The following is a 25,909-nucleotide window of genomic DNA, read 5'->3' as shown; positions in this document are numbered from 1 at the left end:
AATTGATAAACTCACCTTTTGTTTATTATTTATCAACTGAGAGTGTTTAATGGATAAGTTAACTAGCATGAAGGTCTTCGTTTACGTAGTGGAGCAAGGCAGCTTTCGCAGCGCCGCCAACCACTTCAACCTGTCGGCAACCATGATCAGTAAACATGTCCACCACCTTGAAACGAGCCTTAACTCTCAGCTGATTCATCGCACCACGCGTAAGCAATCTTTAACCGATTCAGGTCAGCTTTATTATCGAGAATGTAAACGAATTCTTGAAGACCTCAGCAATGCTGAAAACCTGATTCAAACCTTGGAAAACCAGCCTCAAGGCACGGTAAAAATAAACTGCCCGGTCACCTATGGAAACAAGGTACTTGCCCCGATAGTGGCTAAGTTCCTCGCAAATCACCCAACGATCAACGTCGAACTCGTGTTGAACAATGACCTTGTCGACCCTTATTCATCCGATATTGATTTGATTGTGCGAATCGGCGATCTATCTGACTCTAGTTTAGTCGCTAGATACTTAGGGGATTATGAGATGTGTTACTGCGCGGCTCCTGAGTACCTTAACCAACATGCAGAAATCCGTGTGTTGGAAGACCTTGCACAACACCCATCGCTTGGATTCAGCTATAGCAGTCGTCGTGATGTGAGTGGTCGAGATACACAAGCGCGGGGTGCGCAAAGCAGTGAATCGCAACTCCTAGCTCCTCAGAACCACCAAGCAACGCATAGCGCGGTGAATAAAGGGCAAGTACGTTTGATGTCGAACAATGGGGATGTGTTGCGATATGCTGCCCTTCAAGGCGTAGGCGTATTGTTACAGCCGACTATCTTAGTTGCCGAAGAAATTGAGCGTGGAATGCTATTGGAGATCTTGCCCGGCATGGCACCGTTACCCAAACCGATTCACTTACTCTACAAGACCAAGCAACTATCGTTGAAGAACAGAACCTTTGTCGAGTTCTTGTTAGCCGAGCTTTCTAAATAACTATAGTGATCTGAGTAACTAAGGTGGGCTGCGTTACTAATGGCTTTAAAGCAACGATGAACGCCAAACCATTTGCCAATGACTCATCAAGTGCTTACCAAGCTCAGAAGGAGTAGTGTTATGGACGACCATCTCATCACATTGGTTGAACACCATGAAGTGTTTAAGCTCATCGCATAAGGCGTGAATTAATAATTCATGGTTTTTGATTCGATCTTCAACAACCAAGTTACGAATATTGAGTAAGCCACTCTTCCTATCAACTTTGCAATCCATTCGTGCCACCAGCTCACCCTGCCACAGAATAGGCAAACTAAAGTAACCAAACTGACGCTTGGCCTCTGGCACATAGCACTCAAGGAGGTAGTCAAAGTTGAACAATGATTGCATTCGTTTACGTTGAATCAACAAATTATCAAATGGCGACAGTATCTTTAGTTTGGTTCTAGAAAGGGGTTGATTCAACAGGTCAAAGGCATCCGGCAGAGCATAGTAATCAGAACCTTGAACATCCACTTTCAGCACCTGATTATTTTCAAACATCTGTTGGAGTGTTTTCTGAATAAGAGGCTTTGTGTTCTTGAGTAGGTAGCTCATTTCCGACGCTATTCCAACTCCGTTAGCCTCTAAATAACGAGTTATCAGATGCTCGATGTACTCTTGTTCAGTCGGTTCAGAGGTATCAATTCCGCTCAGTAAAACTCGCTCGGTTAAGTCATACACTTTATGAAAGTTCACTCGGCTTGGCACCATTAAATCGCCTTGCATGAACAAGGTTTCCAATGCTTGCTTGGCCGGTTTACCGCCCCACCCACCGGGGTTTGGCCTATCCCCTTCAAAGTCTTTCGCCATCAACGGCCCTTCGCTCTCAATACGTTTGAGAACATGTGCCATCAGGGCATCGTCTTTTTTATACCAATGCTTAAGCTTACCGCTTGCGAATCCACTCTTGCGATGTAGGCTGAATCGGAAGTCACGCATGGGTAAATACGCGGCGGCGTGCGACCAATACTCAAACACCTCTCGACGCTCTAACAGCTTGTCGAGATGATCAAGCTGATAGTCTTGATTACGATTCCACAGCGTATGATGGTGAGCTCGCTGAATCACAGAGATGGTATCAATTTGCACATACCCAAGGTTTTCAATCGCAGACAGCGTATTCGCCAAGGAGCCGCCATTACGTTGCTTTTTAGGCGGCAGCTTCTTAGGTGGCAATTTCTGCGAAAGCAGTACCATTTTTTGCGCCTGAGCGAGTGACAGTGATTCCATGAGATTCAGACTCTAATTGATATCAATGATCGGCTTATGATTCAGCAATAAGTTCTTGAAGAATTTGCTTGTACGTTTCTACCGTCTGAGCACCTGTTACCGCACTTTTACGATTGAATACCACTGTTGGCACCGCTGAAATACCCATGCGTTGCCATTCAAACTCTTGAGCTTGGATTTTCTTCAAGTTATCGGTATTCTTTAGACGCTTCAATGCCTTATTAGAATCCAAGCCAACCGCTTCAAGTTCTTGAGCAATAACCTCAAGATCAGACAGATCTTTTTCTTCTGTAAAATGGGCATGAAAGAAACGTAGCTTTAACTCAGTCTGCTTGCCATACGCTAGCGCAAAGTCGAGAAGTACATGCAGATGACGTGAATTCACCATTCTCATACTTTCATAGAAGTTAAAGTCGAACCCAACCGCTTTACCACGATCCACGATCTGCTCACGTGAACGCTGACTCTCTTCTGCGCTAGAACCGTATTTTCTCATGATATGGTCTCGCATGTTTTCACCCTCTTGCGGCATATCAGGGTTCAGCTCAAACGGCTGCCATTCAAGTTCAATTTGACCTGCCAAGCTAAGCTCAGCAATGGCTTGTTCTAAGTTTTTGTAACCGACCACGCACCATGGGCACATTACGTCAGAAATAATATCGAGTTGAAGTTTATTGCTCATCGTCATTCCAAATGTCGTTAGTAAAGTGTATCCAATTCAAAGTGAATACCCATCTTTCTGATTAGACTACAACAAGCTGAACACTCGTTCAAATTTAACTCAATTCAACATTACCTAACAAAAAAGCCAACTCATACTACCGAGTTGGCTTTGATAAAAATATGATTGAGCTTTACCACATTACGCGAGCAGCTTCTCTAGCACTTGGAACACACCTGCATCGATGTTACTTGGCGCACCAAAACGAGCGATCTCTTTCAGCTTAGGGTGTGCGTTTTCCATCGCGTAAGAGTGGTAGCTCTCTTTAAGCATTTCCAAGTCATTTAGGTAATCACCAAAGCTCATGGTCTGCTCGTAAGTGAAGCCTAACGTGTTTTGTAGATGCTTAATCGCCGCACCTTTTGACGCTTCAGCGTTCATCACATCTAACCAAATTTTTGCACTCACAACCACTTGGTAGTTCTCACCAAACTTGGCATCAATAGCTGGGTTCACTTTCTCTTGTGAACCGTCGAAGTGACAGATAGCGACCTTGATGAAATCGTCTTCTACCGCTAGTAAGTCTTCTACTTGCTCACGGCGATGGTAATACTTAGAGATCTCCGCTAAAGCACGCTCATCTTTGGTTTCGATGTATGCCGACTTCTTACCACACAGCACAACGTGTGCACCTTCAATAGCACGCGCTTCTTTGATGATGTCTTTGATGGCATCAGTATCAAGTAAGCAGCTGTAGAGCTCTTGGCCTTTGTGCATCACTAATGTGCCGTTTTCAGCAACGAACATCATGCGATCTTTTAGCGGAGCAAATGTCTCCATCAAGCTGTAGTACTGTCGACCCGATGCCGCAGCAAAAATAATGTCTTGCGCTTCTAGCCGTTCATAAAGGTTGAAGAATTCTGGGTCTAACTTTCCGTGTTCATTTAGCAGAGTGCCGTCCATATCAGCAGCGATAAATTTGATGTTCTGTTGTGGCATTTCAGTATTTACCTATAAGTAAAAATTAAAGTGTAAATTATGATTTTTTGTTATCTTGTGTAACGGTTCTGCGTTCGATTATATCGCTAGAATAGCCAGTGAATGCAATGCTTTTCGGTAGGCTTGTCTGTTTGAGTCTGACTTTGAATCAAGCTGACCGAATTCACCTCTTACAATAAGTCCTTCGATAAAAGTCATAACCGATTCACTGCGTAATTCGAGTATTGCAGTGTCGACTTCTTCATTACCTCTTAACACATCACGAATGCTATTTTTGAGCCAAACCTTGTGCTGTCGCGAGAGCATCGCAATGTCATCTTCAGACTCTTTAAATTCAGCCAGCGCGTGCATGAACATACAGCCTTTAAAGTCAGGTTGTTCAAACCATGCAAGGTGCCAATCTAACAGCGCATCGAGTTGGTTTTGTAATCCAGAAGTTGATGATAGTGCCGCTTCTAAACTCGACTCGAAACGCTGATGACGCCTTTCTAACACGGCTTCAATCAGCTTGGTTTTCGATCCAAAGTGGCGGTACATGGATGTTTTGGAAACCGCTGCCTCATCTCTAATCATATCCACCCCAACAGCGGTATAACCAAACTGATTAAACAACGATTCTGCTACATCCAGAATCAGATCTTTTTTACTCATCGTTCATCAACCTCGACTCGCTCTGAAATCGTAGAGCTCAATTTCTCGTTGCAAGAAGTGTACAGATCTGTATCATCCAAATCAAACAGTACAGATCTGTACACTTTCAATAAAAAACAGAAAACGAAGAGGAAACGATTATGATCAGCAAACTATCTGGTGGTGGAGCCCTTCCTCCGAAAGCAAGCATAAGCCAGCTTGTTAAAGGTTTTATTGGCGGTACGCTCGGTATCTTAATCTTGTGCTTATTAGCAGAAAGCTCTGGGTTCCCGTGGTTAATGGCTCCATTTGGTGCGACGTGCGTACTGCTGTTTGCGGTGCCAACATCGCCGTTAGCTCAACCTAGAAACGTCATTGCGGGTCACTTTATTTCGGCTGCTGTGGGCTTAATCGCGTTATATGGCTTTGGGGATTCTTATTTGACCATGGCAATCGCTGTCGGCTCATCCATCATGCTAATGCAATACTTTCGTGCGGTTCACCCACCCGCTGGCGCTAATCCGATTGTGATAGCTTTAGCGGGTACCACGCATGTGGATTGGACGTTCTTATTCACTCCCGTATTAGTAGGCAGCATCGCTTTGATTGGTATCAGTGCGCTATTGAATAACAGCGATTCACAACAAAAGTGGCCGTTATACTGGTTTGGTTCATCCAAGTCTTAGTCCATTGAATTTCAATGATAAATATGGATTTTGACATCCAATTTAAAAGCAAATTGAAAGATCACATTGACCCTTATATAAAATGGGCTTACTATTAATCGTCTTTTAACGATTATAGAAAGCGAAACATCAATATGAACGAAACTTGCCCTACAACTGGTGGCTGTGCTCTACCAATCGGACATGGTGATGCCGAAGCTGAAACGCAAATGGCGGCTCTGGCCAAAGCGCTTGCTCACCCGGCAAGAGTTCGTATATTGAGTATCCTTTCAACGCTAGAAAAATCGGGGGGCTGCTTGAACAGCGACTTGGTTAGCGAATTAGGTTTGGCGCAATCAACAGTATCAGAGCACCTAAGAATCTTGAAAAGCTCTGGTTTCATCACTGCTGAATCGATACCACCGAAAATGTGCTACCGCATTAATCGAGATAAGATTCAGCAATTTGAGACGCTAATCGATACCATTTTAAAATAGATTCATCGCGCTTAGTTTGTCGAATACAGAACAAACTAAGCGTATTTTTTTGTTTTTAATATCGTTTTTCGACGATTAACGATATCAACTAAAGAGAAAATATCATGAAACCAAAGTTAGGTTTTCTAGATCGCTACTTAACACTGTGGATCTTTATTGCGATGGGGCTTGGTGTTCTGCTTGGCACCTTGTTCCCACAGATCGAACAGTGGAACGAATCTATGTCTGTTGGTACCACCAACATTCCGCTTGCGATTGGCCTTATCTTAATGATGTACCCGCCTCTTGCTAAGGTTAACTACAACCTGCTAGGCACCGTGGTCAAAGATAAGAAAGCCATCAAACTATCTCTGATCATGAACTGGCTTGTCGGCCCTATTCTGATGTTCGTGTTGGCACTGACTTTCTTGGGTGATCACCCCGGTTACATGGTGGGTGTCATTCTGATTGGTCTTGCTCGCTGTGTGGCGATGGTTCTGGTTTGGAATGACATCGGCGGCGGTAATAAAGAGTACGGCGCAGCGTTGGTTGCTCTAAACAGTGCATTCCAGGTAGTGAGCTACAGCTTTATGGCGTGGTTATTCATCAGCATTCTACCACCGGTATTCGGTTACGAAGGCATGTTGGTTGATATCTCGATGATCGATATTGCACACAGTGTACTTATCTATCTAGGTATCCCATTCCTAGCGGGCTTCTTAAGCCGTAAGATCCTAGTGTCGATGAAAGGCGAGCAGTGGTACAACGATGTGTTCATCCCACGTATATCTCCAATCACACTGATAGCTCTACTGGCGACTATCGTTCTGATGTTTAGCTTAAAAGGCGAGATGATTGTTGAACTGCCAATGGACGTATTGCTGATTGCGGTTCCACTGACTATCTACTTCACAGCGATGTTCTTCATCAGCTTCTTCATTGGTAAGAAGATGGGTATTGAATACGACAAGAACGCATCAATTGCATTCACAGCGACAGGTAACAACTTTGAGCTAGCGATTGCCGTTGCTATCTCCGTATTCGGTATCAACTCAGACCAAGCGTTTGCTGGTGTTATCGGTCCACTGATTGAAGTACCTGTGTTGATTTACCTAGTGAACGTGGCGCTTAAGATGAAAGGCAAATATTACAACGGTCAAACCGTAAAACCTAGCATCTAGCATCTAGCACTAACAAAAAACTGCATCACACAAAACAGAAAGGCTCACACGTTAAACGGTGAGCCTTTTCTTTATTCAGTTTCGTCCAGTTTACGTTTCGTCCAATAAGCCTTTCAGGGCCTGTTCAAGCCAAAGTAATGCAGGACCTTTCGAGCGTGTTTTAGACAAAACAAGATCAACGGGTGGCGACCATGTTTTGTGATCGAATGAGACATTAATCTCTACTAAACGTTGCTTATCCAACTCCTCTTCGACAAGGTGTTTGGGTAAATAAGCCCAACCAATATCACTGCCGAGCACCACCTCTTTGATAACAATAAAGCTGTTTGACCACCATACCTTTCCGGCAATCAGCGGAAACTGATCCATCACCTTACCTTTGTCTCCCCTCAACATTAACTGACGATGCGGAAGTAAGTCAGAGAGTTTCGCAACACCTGTTTTTGCGAGCGCATGACTTGGGTGACACACAGCAATAAACGGTAAGTGACCGATAAAACATGGCTCAGATCCGACGTCAAAAGCCAAGTTGGTAAACATTAATCCAATGTCAGCCCTCTCTTCGATAATCAACGGATTAACCTCTGTTGTGGTACACGCCACCAGTTCAACTTCAGTCGCAGGGAACTGTTTACTAAACTCACTTAGGATTTTAGATAGGTTCGGGACCAATAATGAATCATCTAATGCAATTTTAATGAGTCCTTCTTCACCGCTCCCCATCGCATTAACCGTCACATTCAGGTCTTCAACCTGAAGCACGATTGCTTTGACCTGTTTAAATAACTGCTCGCCCGCTTTGGTTAGTGAGGGCTTTCGAGTCGAACGATCAAAAAGCTTAACATTAAAATCTATTTCAAGATTACTGATGCCTTGGCTCACCGCCGATTGCACTTTTCCAAGTTGGCGAGCACTTGCAGAAAATGACCCTAATTCAACGGCATACACAAACATTTTTAGCTGTTCAATGTTGTACATTCGGTATCTCCCAACACTTACTATCACCATATTTGATGCTAACTATCTTTATATTATCACTTAAATAGATATTATCTAAACAAGTCATTAGCTCATAGAGGCTAGAAAATATAAAGAGAGTAAAAGATGTCACATAAAGAACGCATGTTACACATGGTGCTATTTGAATTAGCAGCTTTGATTTTGATGGCAGGGCTTGCAACTTACATAACTGGGGATGGCGCGGGGAAAATGGCAGGATTGGCACTCGCTATGTCTTTAATCGCAATGGCTTGGAACTATGTTTACAACTACGGCTACGACAAGGTATTCGGAGCAGACCGCAGTAAACGAACCAAGAAAACACGCGTACTACATGGACTAGGTTTCGAACTTGGCTTGATGACAGTAACTCTACCTGTCTTGATGTGGGTCCTGCAGCTCAATTTCTTAACTGTACTGATCATGGACATTGGCCTAGTGGTTTTCTTCGTGTTGTATGCAATTGGCTTTAACTGGGTGTATGACTCGGTTCGGGATTACTTTGTCGCTCAAGGAAAAGTCCGTGCACTAAGTTAATCAACCATTCGATCGCTCATGCTTAGTTCTTGAATGCTCAAGTGATTAACTGCTTAATGCTTAATGCTTAGAAAAGAAAACCAAAAAAACGAACTACCAAACCACATCGGGTTTGGTAGTTTATTCATTTAGACAATATCGCCTTGTTTGTTAACGCTTTTCTAACATATTGAGAACGCTACAAAGTCCACAAAATTTCAGTTTAATAATCCACCATCCACGAAGTACCGTCACAAATCCCAACAGAAGGCTCCTCGTACCAGTTGTGCATTCACTTACATACAGGTAGTTTTAGCGACCACGGAACATATCAATTCGAGCAATGACGTTCATGCGAGCTTCTTTTTCGAACAAAAGTGTTCGGATTAACATTTCAAGTGACTTTAATTAACAAATTTATGCTCAAACGCTCACTTTTAATGTTCGTTTGTTTTCGAGTTCGCAAATATATGCACAATGCACGTGCTAGATAAGCAAAAACTAACAAGGACTCGAACATGACAACAAACAAACACCCTTCTTTATTCGGGCAATGCCTAGCCGAATTTATCGGTACAGGCTTGCTCATATTCTTTGGCGTTGGCTGTGTGGCGGCACTGGTATTAACTGGTGCAACATTCGGACAATGGGAAGTCAGCATTATTTGGGGCTTCGGCGTAGCAATCGCCATTTACTGTACAGCTGGCGTTTCTGGCGCTCATATCAACCCTGCAGTGACTATTGCCTTAGCAATGTTCCACGGTTTTGATAAAGCGAAAGTTGTGCCTTACATCATTTCTCAGCTACTTGGTGCATTCTGCTCTGCGGCATTGGTTTACAGCCTGTACAGTAACCTATTCACCGACTACGAAATTGCACATAACTTCGTACGTAGCAGCCAAGATGCACTATCAACAGCCGGTATTTTCTCAACATACCCACATGCTTCACTTTCTTTCTTTGGCGCTTTTGCTGTGGAATTTGTGATTACTGCTGTTTTGATGTTCGCTATTTTAGCGTTAGGCGATGAGAACAACGGCGCATCACGCGGCGCAATGAACCCTCTACTAATTGGCGTACTGATCGCGGTTATCGGTGGTTCTTTAGGTCCACTAACTGGTTTTGCAATGAACCCTGCTCGTGACTTTGGACCAAAACTGTTCGCTTACTTTGCAGGCTGGGATTTCGCACTAACAGGTGCTCGTGATATCCCTTACTTCATCGTACCAATCCTTGCTCCAATTGCTGGTGCCTGTTTTGGTGGTTGGTTATACCCACGAGTTATCGGTGCTTACCTGCCAATTGAAGGCCAAGGCTGCACCATTCCAAACCAATGTGATACAGAAGAAGCTGAACAAGCTCAAGCTTAATCCCTAAGCGCCCCTACATTTACTAAAATATAAATAACAAGACAAAAAGGATTCTTACCATGACCGAGCAAAAATACATTGTTGCCCTAGACCAAGGCACCACAAGTTCTCGCGCTGTAATCCTCGATCACGATGCAAACATCGTTAGCTCTTCTCAAAGAGAATTCACTCAGATTTACCCGAAAGCGGGTTGGGTTGAACACGATCCAATGGAAATCTGGGCAACTCAAAGCTCTACATTGGTTGAAGCACTTGCTAAAGCCGGCATCCGCAGCGATGAGCTAGCGGGTATTGGTATCACTAACCAACGTGAAACCACCATTGTTTGGAACAAAGAAACAGGCAAACCGGTTTATAACGCAATCGTATGGCAGTGTCGCCGTACAGCAGACATCTGTGAAGACCTAAAAGCGCGTGGCTTAGAAGACTACGTACGTGACAATACTGGCTTAGTCCTTGACCCGTATTTCTCAGGTACAAAAGTAAAATGGATTCTAGACAACGTTGAAGGCGCTCGCGAAGACGCTGAAGCTGGCAAACTACTGTTTGGTACGGTTGATACTTGGTTGGTTTGGAAGATGACTCAAGGACGTGTTCACGTTACGGATTACACCAATGCGTCACGTACTATGTTATTTAACATCAACGACCTATGCTGGGATAACAAACTGCTAGACGAAATGGGTATTCCAGCGTCAATGATGCCTGAAGTAAAACGTTCTTCAGAAGTTTACGGCCAAACGAACCTTGGTGGTAAAGGTGGTACTCGTATTCCAATCGCAGGTATTGCAGGCGACCAGCAAGCCGCTCTTTACGGTCAAATGTGTGTAGAAGCAGGCCAAGCTAAGAACACTTACGGCACAGGTTGTTTCCTTCTAATGAACACCGGCCAAGAGAAAGTCACATCTAAGAACGGCCTGTTAACAACACTAGCATGTGGCCCTAACGGCGAACCAGCTTACGCACTTGAAGGTGCGGTATTTATGGGCGGCGCATCAATCCAATGGCTACGTGATGAAATGAAGCTACTGGCTGGCGCAGAAGATTCTGAGTACTTTGCAACGAAAGTAGACTCGTCAAATGGTGTGTATGTTGTTCCTGCCTTTACTGGTCTTGGCGCGCCATACTGGGACGCTTATGCTCGTGGTACGATTGTTGGCCTGACTCGTGGTGTGAACTCGAACCACATCATTCGTGCAACGCTGGAAGGCATTGCTTACCAAACTCGCGACGTATTAGACGCAATGCAAGCTGACTCTGGTATTAAGCTAGCCAACCTACGTGTTGATGGGGGCGCAGTAGCAAACAACTTCCTAATGCAATTCCAATCAGACGTATTGGATACTGAAGTTCACCGTCCTGAAGTAACAGAAGTAACGGCATTGGGTGCTGCTTACCTTGCGGGCCTAGCGGTTGGTTTCTGGGGCAGTATTGATGAGCTTCAAGATAAAGCCGTACTAAACCGTACGTTTATGCCACATCACGATGAAGAAAAACGCAACCGCCGTTACAAAGGTTGGAAACGCGCAATCAAGTGTGCGCAAGTTTGGTCTGAGCTTCACAATGAAGACGAAGGTCAAGACTAGTCCAAATGCCCAGACTAAAACTAAGATACGAATAAACGTACCCAACTAAACCGGTTATTCGAGTCTCAGTAAACGAAACCAAAAAGAGCACAATCTTGTGCTCTTTTTTGCGTTTCAGTGGTTATTTCTACATTTTGAGCTTCGTTTTTGCGGTTTAGACATGATTCCTTACCATCATTACTTCTCTCTGAGTATCAATTCGAGCACAATAGCGCGAGGTGATATTTAGAATTAAGTGCGCTAAAACACAGCAGCGTGCAGGGAGTGGTAAGTAAAGTGAAGCAAATACCAAGACACCAGCAGATAGTCGACCTGGTTAAAACACAAGGGTATGTGAGTACCGAAGAGTTGGTAGAGAAGTTTGATGTAAGTCCTCAAACCATCAGACGTGACCTAAATGAGCTCGCTGACAGCAACAAAATTCGTCGCTATCATGGCGGTGCAACCATTCCTTTAAGCTCAGAAAACACCTCTTACAACACGCGTAAAGCACTTAACTTTAACGAAAAAGACGTAATTGCGGATGAATTGGTTAAGCACATTCCAGATGGCGCAACTCTATTCGTCGATATCGGAACTACACCAGAATCCGTTGCCCGAGCACTTAACAAAAACCACAAACAGTTACGAGTCGTGACCAACAACATCAATGTAGCAAGTATCCTTCTGCCGAACCCTGAGATTAAGGTTATCTTGGCGGGCGGCGAAGTACGAAACCGCGATGGTGGTATTGTCGGTGAAGCGACACTCGATTTTGTAAAACAGTTCCGTCTCGACTTCGGTATCTTGGGCATCAGCGGCATCGACTTTGATGGTTCACTGCTTGACTTTGATTATCATGAAGTTCGCGTAAAACAAGCGATTATCGATAATAGCCGCAGTATTTTCTTAGCGGTCGATCACAGTAAATTTGGCCGTAACGCGATGGTTAAGCTTGGTAACATATCTCAAGCGCACATGGTATTTACCAACAAGCAACCACCAGAAGAGATTCTCAACATCCTTAAAGACTCTGCAATACCATTAGAAGTGATCGATACCGCTCGTCCTATGAGCGTATAAATCAAAAAATAACTCAGTGACGCCACTTTCTTAAATGAATCACGATTCTTTATAGAAAAGTTAATAAAGTAAAACTTGCTCGTTGTCACTGTCGCTTCTATGCTCGAATTAGACTTATTTGAACCTCTGCTTTCATAAGCAGAGGTTTTTTTATGCACAAATCACATAAAACGCTCATAAACGAAAATAATAAATGACCGCAAACGAAAGTTAATATAGGATTCAATTATGTTCTAAAATGCTCGTTCGCTCAGAAAGAGGTCAAAACCATGAGTGCTCAACAAAATAATTCAAAAAATAGTACATCTTCCACTTTAGACTTGATCGTGATCGGCGGCGGCATCAATGGTGCGGGCATCGCGGCAGATGCGGCAGGTCGAGGTCTTAACGTTGGTTTATACGAGGCGAATGATTTTGCTTCTGCTACGTCATCGGCGAGCTCAAAGCTAATTCACGGTGGCTTGCGTTACCTTGAACATTACGAGTTTCGTTTGGTTTCGGAAGCACTTGCTGAGCGTGAAGTTCTGCTAAGAAAAGCACCTCACGTTGCACAACCAATGCGCTTCCGTTTACCTCATCGACCATTTTTGCGCCCAGCTTGGATGATTCGCTGTGGCCTATTCCTTTACGATAACTTGGGTAAACGCACCACGCTTCCAGGAAGTAAGACAGTCAACTTAGCAAAATCAGGTCTATTGAAACCAGAAATGAAGACGGGCTTCGAATACTCAGATTGTTGGGTTGATGATGCGCGTATGGTATTGCTCAACGTTCTAGCGGCTAAAGAGAATAACGCAGAAGTGCGTAACTATTGCCGAGTTGAAAAAGCGCATCGTGAAGGTGGAATCTGGCATGTAACGATCCACGACGTAATGACGGATCAACGTTTCGAGCGCAAAGCGAAAGCGCTAGTGAACGCTGCCGGCCCTTGGGTTAAGCAATTCTTTGATGACGGGCTAAAACAGGCTTCTCCTCGAAATATTCGTTTGATTAAAGGTTCGCACATTGTCGTGCCACGCATTCATGACGAACCACAAGCCTACATTCTGCAGAACAAAGATAATCGCATTGTGTTTATGATCCCTTACCTAGATAAGTTCTCGATCATTGGCACTACCGATCTTGAGTACAAAGGCGACCCACGTAAAGTAGAGATTAACGATGAAGAAGTGGATTACCTAATTGATATTGTTAACCAGCACTTCGTACAACAGTTAGCGCGTGAAGATGTAGTTTGGACTTACAGTGGCGTAAGACCGCTTTGTGATGATGAATCGGATTCACCACAAGCGATCACTCGTGACTACACACTGGAATTAGATGCCGAGCTAGACCAAGCGCCACTACTTTCGATCTTCGGCGGCAAACTAACCACCTACCGTAAGCTAGGTGAAGCGGCGCTTAAGAAACTCAACCCTTACCTAACCAACATGGGCGCTCCGTGGACGGCTAACGATACCCTGCCAGGTGGTAACTTCAGCTGCAGCAGAGAACAGCTCGCTAAGATGATCCACACCAAGTACCCTTGGATATCAGAAGCACTGTTACTACGTTATGTGACTCAATTTGGTACTTACACTTGGAAGCTGCTGGAAGGTGCAACGAGCGAAGCTGATCTTGGTATCCAATTCTCAAGCGAAGCACACGGCGTTTATCAAGCTGAGATCGATTACTTGATCAATGAAGAGATGGCACTAACAGACGAAGACATTTTATGGCGCAGAACCAAGCTTGGTCTGTACTTAAGTGAAACAGAGCAGCATGCAGTTTCTAGCTACTTAAAAGAGAACCTTGAAAGCACTGTGGTGAACTTTTCTCAAGTCGGTTAGTTCTTCTAGCAAAACCATCTGCTCCTGAATATAAATAATGACAAAGCTTAGCGCTCCCCACGCTAAGCTTTTTTATTGTCTACTATTCCGATCTAAGAGCTCGATCAGATAAACCTCTCGATTGATCGTCTCCTTCACACTGACTGAGGCTTTGTTCATTCCCCTATTTTCAACAAAAACTAAATAGTGTTTTATTAATCTGCTGGATTATCAACTTTACAAAAGGTTGCTATTCTTTATCTCAACGAAACATTCAAAAACGCTCGCGATGTCAGCGCTTTAATAAGGAATCTATTCCATGCAAAAAGTTATCCTGATCACTGGCTCTACTGATGGTATCGGCTTCGAAACTGCAAAAGTACTCGTTCAACAAGGCCACCACGTTTTATTGCATGGACGTAACCCAAGCAAACTCAAAAACGTTGAGCAACAGCTTGTGACGCTCTCGACTGAAGCGAAAATTCAAAGCTACGTAGCAGACTTATCGGTTCTGGCAGAGGTCGATACGTTGGCCGACGAAGTGATTGCTGAGCACGATAAGATTGATGTACTGATTAACAACGCTGGCGTGTTCAACACTCCGAACCCAATAACTAAAGACGGGTTAGATGTTCGTTTTGCAGTGAATACGGTTTCGCCTTATCACCTAACCAAACGTCTATTGCCATTGCTCGGTTCATCTAGCCGAGTGGTGAACCTATCTTCAGCGGCACAAGCGGCAGTAAGTATTGAAGCTCTCGAAGGGAAAAAAACGCTTTCTGATGGTGATGCTTACGCACAAAGCAAACTGGCGATCACCATGTGGACTCGTAAAATGGCAAAAGAATTAGGTTCAACAGGGCCGATGGTTGTTGCAGTAAACCCGGCTTCCTTATTAGGCAGCAAGATGGTGAAAGATGCGTACGGCATTGCAGGCGGCGACCTAAGCATTGGCTCTGATATTCTAGTTCGCGCCTCATTGTCTGACGAGTTCGCACAAGCTGGCGGTCAATACTTCGATAACGACAACAATACCTTTGCTAACCCACACCCAGATGCAATTTATGGTGATAAATCACAGCAAGTTGTCGCTAAAATTGATGAGATCATCGCGGCTACGCTTTCTTAATGACAGCTACGCTCAATTGATTTTCTGATTCTAAGCAAAAAGCCCTGTTTTTCTAATGCATTAGTTTAGAAACACAGGGCTTTTTCTCTAAATCTATCTGACTCTACTTTTGTTCCCAATATGGCGGGTTACCATAATACTCAGAGAAATAATCAATGAAGGCTCTCACCTTTGGTGCAATCAACCTTGAACTTGGGTACACCGCCCAAATCGCAGGTTCTGACGTTAAAGAGTAGTCTTCCAATATTTTAATCAATTGACCGTTTTTCAGTTGCTCATACGCACACCAATTTGATGTCACCGTGATACCCAACCCACCAATAGCAGCATCACGCAGCGCTTCTCCATTATCAGCCCTGAGCGATCCAGATGCCTTAATCGTTTTAGGCCCGTTTTCGGTATTGAAGGTCCAGTTTTCTAAGCCAATCAAACTAATACACTGGTGGTCATTAAGATCTTGAGGCTTGGCAGGATTGCCGTATTTGATTAGATAATCTGGCGATGCGCACACAACACGTTTGTCTCTTGCGAGCTTTCGAGCAATGAGTGTCGAATCTTTCAGTTCAGAGATGCGAATCGCGATATCGAAACCACCTTCCACAAGATCGACCATGGAGTCTGACAGTCTCAAATCGACTTTTAGACCAGGGTAACGATCGAGAAATCCAGGCAATGCAGGAACAAGATGCAAACGCCCAAAAGACGCAGAGGCCGTAACGCGCAATGTTCCGATTGGTGAATCACAGCCCACACCGACTGCCGACTTGGCAGCATCAACACTCGATAACACCTCTTCAGCGTGAGGTAAAAACGCTTCACCTTCTTCTGTTAAAGACACCTTACGAGTCGTTCGGTGTACCAGGCGAACACCTAAATTATCTTCAAGTTTACTGATGTGCGAACTAGCAACCGCAGGAGACAAACCAAGCTCCTGGCCAGCCATACTGATGTTATGTGTGGAAGCTAAACGAACAAACAACTTAAGGTGTTCAATATTCATACGATTACCAATAAAATCTTAAAAATCCTTTGTTAATAGACCACATTACTTGCCAAAAACATAGCAATGTAATATTTATGAACGTTTCATTTTGGCCATATTATTGAACTAAAAAAACTCCCGAAGGAGTTTAACAATTTTAAAACGATGTTATCTCGATCAACTAAGCTACTAAGCGAGCATGCAGCGCGTCTTTAAGTACAGAACGATCATGTTTTAGCTGGTGCATCGAACCGTCATCAATGGGTGAATCTTTCAGCTCAAGCTTACGAATCTCTTTATCAAGGTTGTCGTATGTCTTCATATCTTCAGCAAATCCATCGTCAGTTTTAACAAGCTCAGCAATTTTATCTTTCATTTCAGGAAATTCGTGAACAAGAGAATGATTTTCACCTAGCATAGAAACCTCTTAAGTTGAGTAAAGTGATTGGTATTAAAAACATTTCATTATTAACCTTAGCAAGTGGTTTAAATAACAAATGAGATCCAGTACACAGCATAGAATATAGACAATTCTGATTCAAAAATGTACAGCACCCATCCACAAAACAGATGGATTAGTTTTGAATAAAAGAAAACCTCACGTAATCGTAAGGCTTTAAAGAGGTCTTTCTAATAAGTGGATAGCTAAAGAGGTGTTTCCAAAAAGGAGCTAGCTACTACACCCTCTCGTATCTATTTTATTCATGTGATCATGTGATGATGTGTCAGAGCCCGTCGATTGGCATCCTGCCACGAATAACAGCGTCACAGATAAGATAAGCCATTTCATAATAAATCCTCTTTTGTTCATGACTGAAGCATAGTGCTTATTAGCTTAGATACCTCAGCCATTAACTAAAGTCTTACGCATAAATAAAGCCTTGGTTAATGAACAAAGTATCTTCTCATTAATTAACGACCTGCTTTTGTACAAAAAACTTTCACTCATCCGAATAAAAATCACACAAAAACGACAATAAAGGCTGCATTGAGGTCGAAACGAGGGTCTAAAAACTAGTTTCCAAGCGCTAAACGGACCGCTGCGTCTGCATGGACTGACGTGGTATCGAGCAAAGGAACATCAGTGTGTTGTTGCTGAATCAGCAGGGCGATTTCAGTACACCCTAGAATAACGGCCTCAGCACCTTGCTGGCTTAGCTTCTCTATAATTTGACGGTATACATCACGAGACTCTTCTTTTACTTCGCCTCGACACAACTCTTGGTAAATGATGTTGTGCACTTGTTCTCGGTCGCTTTCATCAGGAATCACAACACCGATACCGAATTTATTGACTAGGCGAGCTTTATAGAAATCTTGCTCCATTGTGAAAGCCGTACCTAATAACCCTACTTTTTTAACACCTTGTTCAAGCAGTATTTGCGCGGTGGTATCAGCGATATGAAGGATAGGAATAGTAATCTTTTCTTCTATCTCAGGTACGACCTTATGCATGGTATTGGTACAAATAAGGATAAAGTCCGCTCCGCCTTTCTCAACCGATAAAGCCGCGTCCGACAAGATGTTAGCCGTCTCTGACCAACGTCCTTGGTGTTGTAGCCTTTCGATTTCATCAAAGTTCACGCTGTACATGCAAATTTTTGCAGAGTTAAGGCCACCAAGATTGGCTTTAACACCTTCATTAATGGATTTATAGTAACTCATTGTCGACTCCCAACTCATTCCGCCGAGCAAACCGATCGTTTTCATATTCCTGTCCCTTTAGATTCCGACTAACCCGATTAAATCGTTATGCGTTGCAAATTTATAGTACGTTCTTGCTTAAAGCGAGCCCATAACACCTTACTCCTTTCAAACCATTCTTTCCAAACCATTGCTTTCAAACCGTTTATTCCAAAAACCTCCGTTCATAAAAAAGGCTCGAATTAAGAACCCGAGCCTTTGTTGCTTTTGACCAACCAAAGTTTTGGCGTTAGTACACCTCACACCAATCTGACTTCATATCGATCAGTGTCCAGTCATCTCTTGAGCTCGCTTCGTCTAATGCTTTGTCGAGTTGCCCAACATGAGACTCTCGGTCGTACTTCCACTCACGTTCGCCATCAGTGTGATGAACAATCATAGCCATTGAGTTTGGTTGGCTGGTTGCCCATTGCATCATCGCTTGATCTCCGTCTGAGTTCCCGACAGCTAGAATAGGCTTTTTACCTATAATATGCTGAATATTCGATACTTTTCCAGCTTTGTCATCGATGGTCAAAATGGAAGAGTCTTTAGTGACCGTCGGTTTACCATCGTTATAGTTGTAATTGTATTTAAGCGCGCTGCCGATAATCTGTTCAGAAGGAATGTTGTAAGCCTGAGGAGCCCATGCTCTCATAAAATCAACGCCTCCTCCCGATACAATGTAAGTTTTAAAGTCATGCTCTTGTAGGTAAATCAGCATCTCTTTCATTGGCTGGTAAGTCAGGTCTGTGTAAGCTTTATTGAAACGTGCATCTTTTGCTACCGCTAACCACTGCTCAACATCTTTTTGGTATTGCTCAACTGTCATGCCAGAATGTGTCGCTAAAATGATTTTGAGTAACCCTTCTTCACCACTGCCAAGAACGCTCTCAATATCCCCTTCTAGTACAAACTTAAACGGTACTTCCGTTTTCCATTCAGGATGCTCAGAAGCCAACTCTTTTACACGATCTAGTGCAAAGGCTAATTGGAAGTAGTAAGGCTGTTCTGACCAAAGCGTACCATCGTTATCGAACACAGCGATTCGATCTTCAATCGCCACAAACGCCTCGGACTCTGTTTGGGTGGCTTGCCCAACAAAATCTACGATAGCGGATTTGCTTTCACCATCCTTCCAAGAAGGCAGCAACAAAGGATCACAATCTTTAGCAAAAGATGAAAAGGAAAAGCTCGATAAAATCACAACTGACAAAAGGGATATTTTCTTCATAGCAACTACCATGTTGTTGAATTGATTATAGGGTTCACTTTCATTCATCCTAGTTTGTCTATCGCGATTTTCCACTTATGGATACTATAACCGATGTTTATGTTGCGATTTGAACAGCAGAAGTAATGCTTCAGCATTAAAATTTTCAGCTCACACAAGATTGCTTTGTGGTTTACCCCAACGACAAATCTCGTTATGGTGATTTGCCATATCATCATAAAACAAGGACTGCCTGAAAATTATGAACAGCACGATTGAGACCATTTTGGGGCACCGCTCCATTCGCCAGTACACGGGCCAACCAATAGAAAAGCAACAACTCGACATGATTGTTCAAGCAGGCCTTGCTGCATCGTCGTCGAGCTTACTACAGGCTGTTTCCATCATTAGAGTCACAGACAACGAGAAGCGCAAGCTGCTAGCGGAATACGCAGGTAACCAAGCTTACGTAGAAAATGCAGCCGAGTTTTTGGTGTTCTGTATCGACTATCAACGTCACGCTAAAATTAACCCTGAAGTGAAAACCGACTTTACTGAGCTGACTCTGATTGGTGCGGTCGACTCTGGCATCATGGCGCAAAACTGCATGTTGGCTGCAGAGTCTCTAGGTTTGGGTGGTGTATATATCGGTGGACTGCGTAACAGCGCACAACAAGTCGATGAACTGTTAGAACTACCACAACACACCGCCGTGTTGTTCGGGATGTGTTTAGGTCACCCGGCACAGCAACCAGAGGTTAAGCCTCGCCTTCCTGCTCACGTAGTAATGCACGAAAACCAATACCAACCGCTAAGCCTAGACGAAATTGCCAGCTACGATGATTCGATGCAGAGCTACTACGCAAGCCGTTCAAGTAACCAAAAGCAGAGCAGTTGGTCACAACAGATCACACAAAAGTTATCTGGTGAGTCTCGACCACACATCCTTCCTTACTTGAACAGTAAAGGACTGACCAAGCGATAAACTGCTCACACTCGATATTCAGAAAGCACAATAAAAAATGTCAGCGCAATATACGCTGACATTTTTTTGTTTATACGGTACTGGTTTTGCTACAGATATTTCTCAATCGGTAGCAATTGTAGAAAACCGGATTGCATTCTTTCCCACTTACCTGTCTCAGGTTCGCTGTCCCAACTTTGCTCACCGGAATACCAATACACATCACCGTCTTCCAGTTCTAGGCGCCAGCTATTATCTTCATTCATTGCTTGTTCAATGGTTTCTGCTAGTTTTTCGGCAATGACTTTATTTTCGATGATTAAAACCGATTCCGTGTTGAGATACGTAGAGCGCAAATTGAAGTTAAATGATCCAATGCTCGCAATACTACGGTCAAATACTACCGATTTAGCATGTAAGCCATAGGCCGTCTCCGGAGCACATTTAGACACATCTTGGGTAGATGCTTCACAAAGATTAGATTCTGGTTTTAGCTCAAACAGGTCGATACCATGATCTAACATGTCGTAGCGGCGACCCGCATAAGCAGAATGATTAGTCACCAGATCATTAGACGCCATAGAATTGGTAAGCGCCTTTATTTCAACGTTGTTGCTACTCAGAGATTGCCACTCATCAAGTTGTCCATCATCAAACACTAGGTAGGCAGACTCTAGCAAGATTTCGTGTTCAGACTTACGTGCTAGATCCGCAAGTAACACAGCCGTTGCTTTAGGTAAATTAGTATCATCTGAGTCGATAGGGACTGGGGGATCGTAAACAAAACGGGCATTGACCCAAGTCATTTGACTCAAGACACTTTTTAACAATTCAGTGCTCGATTTACCGTCTTCTGGCAATTTAGGGTAGTTCAGATAATGCGGAGCAGCGATGTCGTTCATCAATGAAATATCAGGCTGTTCTTCACCACCTAACATATCAACAGGGTAAGACCAACGGCTATTCCAATACTCAATAAAACTCGCTTGGATAGTGGTTACCACAGAGCCCATGACCATCACGTCGCGATCTCGAAAATTGATTTCGTCAGAGAGGTCAAAATATTCATCGCCGATATTACGCCCACCAACGACAGACAAAGTGCTATCTACAGTAAACGACTTGTTATGCATGCGACGGTTTAACCGAGAAAAGTCCCCAAAAAAACTCAACCATTTGCTGAAGCCACGACGTGTTGGCGTTGGATTAAAGATGCGAATCTCAATGTTAGGATGCGCATCCAATGCCGATAACAAACCTTCACGTTCATTGAGGTTAATATCATCAAGCATCACTCGAACTTTAACACCACGGTCAGCAGCGGCTAACAAACGACTGGCTAGGTAGCTACCCGATTCATCAGAATTCCAAATGTAGTATTGAATATCGATGGTATGTTCAGCCGATTCAACCAGTGCCAATCGCTGAGCTAGCGCATCCCAGCCAGATTCTTGTAAGCTAACGGCCGTCGTTCCTTGCTCAACAGACTCAGGTTGATAATCCGCAGCTAAGACCGACAAGACACTGGATGAGGGGAAGGTTTGCGGTTCTGTTGGATGATCAATGCCTTCAGGGAGAGAAGAGCACCCACCTAGAATAGCAATTAAAATTAGGGTTAAACTAATGCGTTGGAGCACGGGCATGTATTGAACTTCCTTTCAACGATGGCTTTCAGGGTGCGCAGCCATTCCTATTTACCTATTGATTATTGCTGCTATTACCTGAAATTTATAGGTAATTATCAAGGATAAATTGAAAGCCCAGCAATTAAAGCAACAAATCACTTCAAATGAGTCAGCCCTAAACAGTATAAGCCTAGTGGTTTTTCGACCATTTCGACGGTAATTGCAGTTCTGTCTTGATTACAGTTCAGTGCTAAAGCGTAGCCATGCAAATAGTCCACTAGCAAATGAAGCGCATTTTCAGTTTGCTCTGAGGTCAGATTTAAAGGGTGTACTACTGCTTCAAAACGTTCGCTAAACACTTCTACAGGACCAAGAGATTTCATTGTCAATAAGGTTTCTAACAACCCTCGATACTCATTCAACACCGGAAACATTGTTCACGCTACATAACGTTTATCGTCCCTACACAAGCCTCCCCTAAAGTAGTACCCTTTATCATATTTCATCCTTAATGGTATCTGGATCTCATGAAGCTTTTAGTCGATCGAACAGGCGAACAATTTTTAGAAATTCTAAATGAATCTGGAGATACACTAACGGTTCAATTCATTAGCAACGAAGGTAATCGTAAGGGTAAACCCTTCCAAGATCGCTTGAGCGGGTTGTTCCTCACCGGTTGGAAACCTCGTACTACCTCAACCGCTATCGGCTTAGAACGCTTTAAACAAGGAAAGCTTGAAGACCCAAAAGTAAGTTTTGCATTGCATCAACTGTATCCGTTGGGTCGAGATGTAAAGTTACCTGGTGGACAGATAGCGACAATCGCGAGTTACGCCAACACGCATGCCGACGGCTACTATATGTTTGTGCGTCTCAAAGATGAACTCACTCGACTAAAGATTACCCCAGAATGGGAACTACAACCTTCATTCCAGAGGTTGGCGTTACCTTATTACCCAGCCCCAAGAACGAAAGAAGAACTCGATATCATTGATGATTTTGATGCATGGGCGGGCGGATTTTAACGATTATTAGCTTGTCTGGCATCATAAGTTAAACCGTTATTATCAAATTATTTTTGATAATAATTCAAATACACCACTATTTATCGTTTCTAATATTCCTACTATTATTTATTCATCGACACAGGCACTCCGTCAAACAGAGAGTTGCTCAGTGAACAAAGAACAATCCACTATTAAGTGAATGAAATAATAAAGGTAACGAACATGACTCAACTGACTATCATCGCAAACATCGTCGCTAACGAAGACAAAATTGAATTGGTTAAAGCCGAGCTATTAAAACTGATTGATATAACTCGTACGGAAGAAGGTTGCATCAACTACGACCTTCACCAAGACAATGAAAACCCAGCGCATTTCACTTTCTATGAAAACTGGACGTCTCGTGAACTGTGGCAACAGCACATGGGTAATGCCCATCTTGCTGAGTACATGGCAGCAACGGAAGGTTGTGTTGCGTCATTCACGCTCAATGAAATGACTAAAATCGCTTAAATACTGATTCCAAGTTATCTGCTACTGGATAACACGCTTACAATCAATTGATTTTGATTTAAAAGCCCCGCTGCACGTCAGCGGGGCTTTTTCATTTAAGCGTATATCGTCGTCAATCAGCCTTAGTTAGAGCTTTAACCTTGGCTGTATAAAATCAATAAACGCCGAGATACGCTTAGAGACGGATGACGACTTATAGTAAACCGCATTCACTCGCTCTCGATCTGTGTTGGCAAGTTTGTCTTGCTCCAAAATAGGGACTAGGCGCCCTGCTGCTATATCGTCCTGCACCATAAAACCCGATAAACAAGCAATCCCATTTCCAGCTAATGCCAGTTGACGCACGATTTCACCATTACTGGCTGTTACAGTAGGCGGGATATAACTTTGGTTTGGCAAAGGCCAGTGATTAAGCACTTTGTTTCCTGCAAATCCCACAACTTGATGCGAACTCAAATCTTCAGGTTTGGTGGGCAACCCACGCTTAGCGAGATAATCAGGCGACGCTACAATATGAAGCAAACTTTTCCCTAACGGGCGGGCGTGCAGTGTTGAATCGGACAACTTACCGATTCGAATCGCAACATCAGTTCTCTTTTCCAGAAGATCAACGAAGCCCTCGTTGGAAGTGAGTTCCAATTCAATATCTGGGTAAGCCTCTTTAAATGACTGCACCAAAGGCACTAGCTGATGGAATACGAATGGACTGGCGGCATCAACTCTTAAACGACCTTTTGGCAACTCACCGCGCGACACAATTTCTTCTTCTGCGCTCTGGATCACCTGTAACCCCAACCTTACTGAATCAACAAACTGCCGCCCTTCCTCTGTCAATTCCACTCGTCTCGTTGTTCGGTTGAATATTGAGACGCCGAGTTGCGACTCAACCTTACTCACCGAACGAGACACCTTGGCAACCTGTATATCCAACGCCTCTGCCGCCGCAGAAAAGCCACCAGCATCGACGACGGTGAGTACCATTTCTAAATCATCTGAACGGGTTAGCATGATGCTCCTTCACTACTTTCATGTTGTTTAATGTCCTCTCGTTTGTGCTCATCACAGCTCAAATCATCTGTGTCTTTTCGATCTTATTAACTTAATCCAATGATCGGCTAACTCTCTAATTATTGCAAATAACACAAAGGTTATTTGTTAATGATGACATTTTTAACAAATATATTTTACTAGATAATCCCCGCCATCAGACGAAGCGCTCTTATCGCAGTAGCAAGCTGCCCCATGTTATCGCGCTCAATAATCAACACAGAACAGTAAGAGAGATGATTATGCCACTAGCACTATTTGCATTGACGCTCAGCGCCTTTGCCATCGGAACCACAGAATTTGTCATCGTGGGTTTGATCCCCACGATGGCGAGCGACTTGAATGTATCTCTGCCATCAGCAGGCCTATTAGTCAGTTTATACGCACTTGGTGTTGCCATTGGCGCGCCAGTATTAACGGCGTTGACCGGAAAATGGAACCGTAAGCTGGTACTGCTAGGCGTGATGGCCTTGTTTGTCGTCGGCAACTTACTGGCATGGCAAGCACCAGGCTACAACACATTGATCGCTGCTCGTATTTTGACAGGCCTTGCCCATGGTGTGTTCTTCTCGATTGGATCAACCATCGCGACCGGTTTAGTTTCAAAAGATAAAGCAGCCAGTGCCATTGCGATCATGTTTACGGGTTTAACTGTTGCATTGGTAACCGGTGTACCACTGGGCACCTACATCGGCCAAACTTTTGGTTGGCAAGCGACCTTCTTGATCGTTGCTATTCTTGGCCTGGTAGCCCTTATTGGAAGCGCCTTCTTAGTTCCAAACAACCTTAAACAACCGCCAACCGCTAAGATTTCAACGCAATTAAAGGTTCTAACTCAGCCTAGATTACTGTTGGTTTACGCCATCACAGCACTCGGTTACGGCGGTACATTCACAGCCTTTACCTTTCTCGCTCCAATACTAGAAAACGTATCAGGGTTTGATTCAAGTTCTATCAGTTTAATCATGCTCGTTTACGGTGTATCAGTCGCGGTTGGTAACATCTGGGGCGGTAAGATGGCCGACAAAATGGGCCCAATAAAAGCACTGACCGTTATATTCTCTGGCTTAGCGTCAGTACTGGTAATCTTCAACTTTACCGCGGTAAACCCTTATGCATCGGTCGCAACCATACTTGTGTGGGGTGCATTTGCTTTCGGTAACGTTCCGGGACTACAGGTTTATGTAGTGAAACTGGCTGAGAAATACACACCTGACGCAGTCGATGTGGCATCAGGGCTCAACATTGCAGCTTTCAACGTAGGTATTGCATTAGGCTCATGGGGAGGTGGTTTGATTGTCGCAAAATCTGGATTAATGAACACACCTTGGATTGGGGCTATGATTGTCTTAATCGCGCTAGTGTTGACCCGAATTAGTGGTGCTCTAGACAATAAAAAACCAGCATTCCAAGCGACGAACCAATAACTCTAACCAAATAGCAACGATGAAATCTTACATCGTTGCTATTTTCTATCTTGTCTTATCGCAAATAAGAATCGAACAACATAAATAACACATCCTCGATTGAATT

At 43.7% G+C, this 25,909-nt stretch carries 26 protein-coding genes; 14 read left to right on the top strand and 12 right to left on the bottom strand.

The genetic code is table 11. The features are described 5' to 3' along the window. Positions 1–49: 49 nt before the first annotated feature. Complete coding sequence (locus tag L8S15_RS03155; protein WP_016767368.1) at positions 50–988, top strand: LysR substrate-binding domain-containing protein; 939 nt, start codon at positions 50–52, stop codon at positions 986–988. Between the two features lie 45 nt (positions 989–1,033). Here the strand turns inward: L8S15_RS03155 and L8S15_RS03150 are convergent, their stop codons facing one another. The 4 genes from L8S15_RS03150 to L8S15_RS03135 all read right to left on the bottom strand — a co-directional run bounded on the left by L8S15_RS03150 (position 1,034) and on the right by L8S15_RS03135 (position 4,571). Continuing rightward, a complete protein-coding gene (locus L8S15_RS03150; protein WP_280571989.1) occupies positions 1,034–2,260 on the bottom strand; it encodes a crosslink repair DNA glycosylase YcaQ family protein in 1,227 nt (408 codons plus the stop codon). 34 nt (positions 2,261–2,294) lie between these two features. Then, positions 2,295–2,942, bottom strand: coding sequence for a DsbA family oxidoreductase (locus L8S15_RS03145; RefSeq protein WP_010431765.1), 648 nt, complete (start codon positions 2,940–2,942; stop codon positions 2,295–2,297). Positions 2,943–3,122: 180 nt separating this feature from the next. Further along, a complete protein-coding gene (locus tag L8S15_RS03140) occupies positions 3,123–3,920 on the bottom strand; it encodes a Cof-type HAD-IIB family hydrolase (RefSeq protein ID WP_016797872.1) in 798 nt (265 codons plus the stop codon). 78 nt (positions 3,921–3,998) lie between these two features. Then, positions 3,999–4,571, bottom strand: a complete 573-nt coding sequence (locus L8S15_RS03135; RefSeq protein ID WP_016789949.1) for a TetR/AcrR family transcriptional regulator — start codon at positions 4,569–4,571, stop codon at positions 3,999–4,001. A gap of 140 nt (positions 4,572–4,711) precedes the next feature. Here L8S15_RS03135 and L8S15_RS03130 point away from each other — a divergent pair, with 140 nt between their 5' ends. The 3 genes from L8S15_RS03130 (at position 4,712) to arsB (ending at position 6,872) form a co-directional block, all read left to right on the top strand. Further along, positions 4,712–5,236 carry an HPP family protein gene (locus L8S15_RS03130; protein ID WP_016789950.1) on the top strand — a complete coding sequence of 175 codons (525 nt, stop codon included), beginning with the start codon at positions 4,712–4,714 and terminating at the stop codon, positions 5,234–5,236. A gap of 134 nt (positions 5,237–5,370) precedes the next feature. Continuing rightward, entirely contained in the window at positions 5,371–5,712 is a 342-nt protein-coding gene (locus L8S15_RS03125) for a winged helix-turn-helix domain-containing protein (protein WP_016767364.1), read from the top strand. Between the two features lie 104 nt (positions 5,713–5,816). Continuing rightward, positions 5,817–6,872, top strand: a complete 1,056-nt coding sequence (arsB, locus tag L8S15_RS03120; RefSeq protein WP_016797870.1) for an ACR3 family arsenite efflux transporter — start codon at positions 5,817–5,819, stop codon at positions 6,870–6,872. Between the two features lie 90 nt (positions 6,873–6,962). Here arsB and L8S15_RS03115 read toward each other — a convergent pair whose 3' ends face one another. After that, positions 6,963–7,850 carry a LysR family transcriptional regulator gene (locus tag L8S15_RS03115; RefSeq protein ID WP_010431782.1) on the bottom strand — a complete coding sequence of 296 codons (888 nt, stop codon included), beginning with the start codon at positions 7,848–7,850 and terminating at the stop codon, positions 6,963–6,965. A 126-nt stretch (positions 7,851–7,976) separates the two neighbouring features. Between L8S15_RS03115 and L8S15_RS03110 the strand changes: the two genes are divergently transcribed. The 6 genes from L8S15_RS03110 (at position 7,977) to L8S15_RS03085 (ending at position 15,342) form a co-directional block, all read left to right on the top strand. Then, positions 7,977–8,408: a PACE efflux transporter gene (locus L8S15_RS03110; RefSeq protein WP_010431783.1), complete on the top strand. Its 432-nt coding sequence runs from the start codon at positions 7,977–7,979 to the stop codon at positions 8,406–8,408. A gap of 497 nt (positions 8,409–8,905) precedes the next feature. Beyond that, positions 8,906–9,757 (top strand): MIP/aquaporin family protein, encoded by an 852-nt coding sequence (locus tag L8S15_RS03105; protein WP_010431784.1) that lies wholly within the window; start codon positions 8,906–8,908, stop codon positions 9,755–9,757. Between the two features lie 59 nt (positions 9,758–9,816). Continuing rightward, positions 9,817–11,343 carry a glycerol kinase GlpK gene (glpK, locus tag L8S15_RS03100; protein ID WP_016767362.1) on the top strand — a complete coding sequence of 509 codons (1,527 nt, stop codon included), beginning with the start codon at positions 9,817–9,819 and terminating at the stop codon, positions 11,341–11,343. Between the two features lie 276 nt (positions 11,344–11,619). Then, on the top strand, positions 11,620–12,405 hold the full coding sequence (locus L8S15_RS03095; protein ID WP_010431787.1) for a DeoR/GlpR family transcriptional regulator: 786 nt from the start codon (positions 11,620–11,622) through the stop codon (positions 12,403–12,405). A gap of 269 nt (positions 12,406–12,674) precedes the next feature. Next, positions 12,675–14,234 (top strand): glycerol-3-phosphate dehydrogenase, encoded by a 1,560-nt coding sequence (gene glpD / locus L8S15_RS03090; protein WP_016786363.1) that lies wholly within the window; start codon positions 12,675–12,677, stop codon positions 14,232–14,234. Between the two features lie 298 nt (positions 14,235–14,532). Continuing rightward, positions 14,533–15,342 (top strand): SDR family NAD(P)-dependent oxidoreductase, encoded by an 810-nt coding sequence (locus tag L8S15_RS03085; protein WP_010431792.1) that lies wholly within the window; start codon positions 14,533–14,535, stop codon positions 15,340–15,342. A 103-nt stretch (positions 15,343–15,445) separates the two neighbouring features. Here the strand turns inward: L8S15_RS03085 and L8S15_RS03080 are convergent, their stop codons facing one another. From L8S15_RS03080 to L8S15_RS03065, 4 genes are all read right to left on the bottom strand, one after another. Then, positions 15,446–16,342 (bottom strand): LysR family transcriptional regulator, encoded by an 897-nt coding sequence (locus L8S15_RS03080; RefSeq protein ID WP_010431794.1) that lies wholly within the window; start codon positions 16,340–16,342, stop codon positions 15,446–15,448. A 163-nt stretch (positions 16,343–16,505) separates the two neighbouring features. Continuing rightward, positions 16,506–16,742, bottom strand: a complete 237-nt coding sequence (locus L8S15_RS03075) for a YdcH family protein (RefSeq protein WP_010431796.1) — start codon at positions 16,740–16,742, stop codon at positions 16,506–16,508. Between the two features lie 596 nt (positions 16,743–17,338). Then, complete coding sequence (locus L8S15_RS03070) at positions 17,339–18,034, bottom strand: aspartate/glutamate racemase family protein (protein WP_010431798.1); 696 nt, start codon at positions 18,032–18,034, stop codon at positions 17,339–17,341. Positions 18,035–18,257: 223 nt separating this feature from the next. Beyond that, the gene (locus L8S15_RS03065; RefSeq protein WP_022571084.1) at positions 18,258–19,241 is read right to left on the bottom strand and encodes an HAD family hydrolase; all 984 of its coding nucleotides are present in this window, start codon (positions 19,239–19,241) and stop codon (positions 18,258–18,260) included. 241 nt (positions 19,242–19,482) lie between these two features. Between L8S15_RS03065 and nfsA the strand changes: the two genes are divergently transcribed. Further along, on the top strand, positions 19,483–20,205 hold the full coding sequence (gene nfsA / locus L8S15_RS03060) for an oxygen-insensitive NADPH nitroreductase (protein WP_010431802.1): 723 nt from the start codon (positions 19,483–19,485) through the stop codon (positions 20,203–20,205). An 89-nt stretch (positions 20,206–20,294) separates the two neighbouring features. Here nfsA and L8S15_RS03055 read toward each other — a convergent pair whose 3' ends face one another. Further along, complete coding sequence (locus L8S15_RS03055; RefSeq protein ID WP_280571987.1) at positions 20,295–21,827, bottom strand: phospholipase D family protein; 1,533 nt, start codon at positions 21,825–21,827, stop codon at positions 20,295–20,297. Between the two features lie 137 nt (positions 21,828–21,964). Further along, a complete protein-coding gene (locus tag L8S15_RS03050; protein ID WP_016797867.1) occupies positions 21,965–22,243 on the bottom strand; it encodes a hypothetical protein in 279 nt (92 codons plus the stop codon). A 93-nt stretch (positions 22,244–22,336) separates the two neighbouring features. On the opposite strand from L8S15_RS03050, the gene L8S15_RS03045 reads away from it, so the two are divergent. Both L8S15_RS03045 and L8S15_RS03040 read left to right on the top strand, forming a co-directional pair. Further along, positions 22,337–22,834, top strand: a complete 498-nt coding sequence (locus L8S15_RS03045) for a hypothetical protein (RefSeq protein ID WP_010431818.1) — start codon at positions 22,337–22,339, stop codon at positions 22,832–22,834. Between the two features lie 204 nt (positions 22,835–23,038). Next, the gene (locus L8S15_RS03040) at positions 23,039–23,329 is read left to right on the top strand and encodes a putative quinol monooxygenase (protein ID WP_010431820.1); all 291 of its coding nucleotides are present in this window, start codon (positions 23,039–23,041) and stop codon (positions 23,327–23,329) included. A 126-nt stretch (positions 23,330–23,455) separates the two neighbouring features. Here L8S15_RS03040 and L8S15_RS03035 read toward each other — a convergent pair whose 3' ends face one another. After that, a complete protein-coding gene (locus tag L8S15_RS03035) occupies positions 23,456–24,337 on the bottom strand; it encodes a LysR family transcriptional regulator (RefSeq protein WP_280571985.1) in 882 nt (293 codons plus the stop codon). 281 nt (positions 24,338–24,618) lie between these two features. Between L8S15_RS03035 and L8S15_RS03030 the strand changes: the two genes are divergently transcribed. After that, positions 24,619–25,803: an MFS transporter gene (locus L8S15_RS03030; RefSeq protein WP_010431827.1), complete on the top strand. Its 1,185-nt coding sequence runs from the start codon at positions 24,619–24,621 to the stop codon at positions 25,801–25,803. The last annotated feature ends 106 nt before the right edge of the window (positions 25,804–25,909 follow it).

This window comes from Vibrio sp. S/42/10, assembly GCF_029890535.1.
In the GTDB taxonomy this organism is placed as follows: domain Bacteria; phylum Pseudomonadota; class Gammaproteobacteria; order Enterobacterales; family Vibrionaceae; genus Vibrio; species Vibrio cyclitrophicus.
This window is presented reverse-complemented; position numbering and strand designations above follow the sequence as displayed.

Coding starts and splice junctions, on each gene's coding strand:
- nfsA (WP_010431802.1), top strand. CDS start 19,483: ATGAACAGCACGATTGAGACCATTTTGGGGCACCGCTCCATTCGCCAG.
- L8S15_RS03085 (WP_010431792.1), top strand. CDS start 14,533: ATGCAAAAAGTTATCCTGATCACTGGCTCTACTGATGGTATCGGCTTC.
- L8S15_RS03155 (WP_016767368.1), top strand. CDS start 50: ATGGATAAGTTAACTAGCATGAAGGTCTTCGTTTACGTAGTGGAGCAA.
- L8S15_RS03130 (WP_016789950.1), top strand. CDS start 4,712: ATGATCAGCAAACTATCTGGTGGTGGAGCCCTTCCTCCGAAAGCAAGC.
- L8S15_RS03070 (WP_010431798.1), bottom strand. CDS start 18,034: ATGAAAACGATCGGTTTGCTCGGCGGAATGAGTTGGGAGTCGACAATG.
- L8S15_RS03105 (WP_010431784.1), top strand. CDS start 8,906: ATGACAACAAACAAACACCCTTCTTTATTCGGGCAATGCCTAGCCGAA.
- L8S15_RS03150 (WP_280571989.1), bottom strand. CDS start 2,260: ATGGAATCACTGTCACTCGCTCAGGCGCAAAAAATGGTACTGCTTTCG.
- L8S15_RS03080 (WP_010431794.1), bottom strand. CDS start 16,342: ATGAATATTGAACACCTTAAGTTGTTTGTTCGTTTAGCTTCCACACAT.
- L8S15_RS03030 (WP_010431827.1), top strand. CDS start 24,619: ATGCCACTAGCACTATTTGCATTGACGCTCAGCGCCTTTGCCATCGGA.
- L8S15_RS03065 (WP_022571084.1), bottom strand. CDS start 19,241: ATGAAGAAAATATCCCTTTTGTCAGTTGTGATTTTATCGAGCTTTTCC.
- L8S15_RS03125 (WP_016767364.1), top strand. CDS start 5,371: ATGAACGAAACTTGCCCTACAACTGGTGGCTGTGCTCTACCAATCGGA.
- glpK (WP_016767362.1), top strand. CDS start 9,817: ATGACCGAGCAAAAATACATTGTTGCCCTAGACCAAGGCACCACAAGT.
- L8S15_RS03055 (WP_280571987.1), bottom strand. CDS start 21,827: ATGCCCGTGCTCCAACGCATTAGTTTAACCCTAATTTTAATTGCTATT.
- L8S15_RS03110 (WP_010431783.1), top strand. CDS start 7,977: ATGTCACATAAAGAACGCATGTTACACATGGTGCTATTTGAATTAGCA.
- L8S15_RS03145 (WP_010431765.1), bottom strand. CDS start 2,942: ATGAGCAATAAACTTCAACTCGATATTATTTCTGACGTAATGTGCCCA.
- L8S15_RS03035 (WP_280571985.1), bottom strand. CDS start 24,337: ATGCTAACCCGTTCAGATGATTTAGAAATGGTACTCACCGTCGTCGAT.
- arsB (WP_016797870.1), top strand. CDS start 5,817: ATGAAACCAAAGTTAGGTTTTCTAGATCGCTACTTAACACTGTGGATC.
- L8S15_RS03075 (WP_010431796.1), bottom strand. CDS start 16,742: ATGCTAGGTGAAAATCATTCTCTTGTTCACGAATTTCCTGAAATGAAA.
- L8S15_RS03140 (WP_016797872.1), bottom strand. CDS start 3,920: ATGCCACAACAGAACATCAAATTTATCGCTGCTGATATGGACGGCACT.
- L8S15_RS03050 (WP_016797867.1), bottom strand. CDS start 22,243: ATGTTTCCGGTGTTGAATGAGTATCGAGGGTTGTTAGAAACCTTATTG.
- L8S15_RS03135 (WP_016789949.1), bottom strand. CDS start 4,571: ATGAGTAAAAAAGATCTGATTCTGGATGTAGCAGAATCGTTGTTTAAT.
- L8S15_RS03045 (WP_010431818.1), top strand. CDS start 22,337: ATGAAGCTTTTAGTCGATCGAACAGGCGAACAATTTTTAGAAATTCTA.
- L8S15_RS03040 (WP_010431820.1), top strand. CDS start 23,039: ATGACTCAACTGACTATCATCGCAAACATCGTCGCTAACGAAGACAAA.
- L8S15_RS03115 (WP_010431782.1), bottom strand. CDS start 7,850: ATGTACAACATTGAACAGCTAAAAATGTTTGTGTATGCCGTTGAATTA.
- glpD (WP_016786363.1), top strand. CDS start 12,675: ATGAGTGCTCAACAAAATAATTCAAAAAATAGTACATCTTCCACTTTA.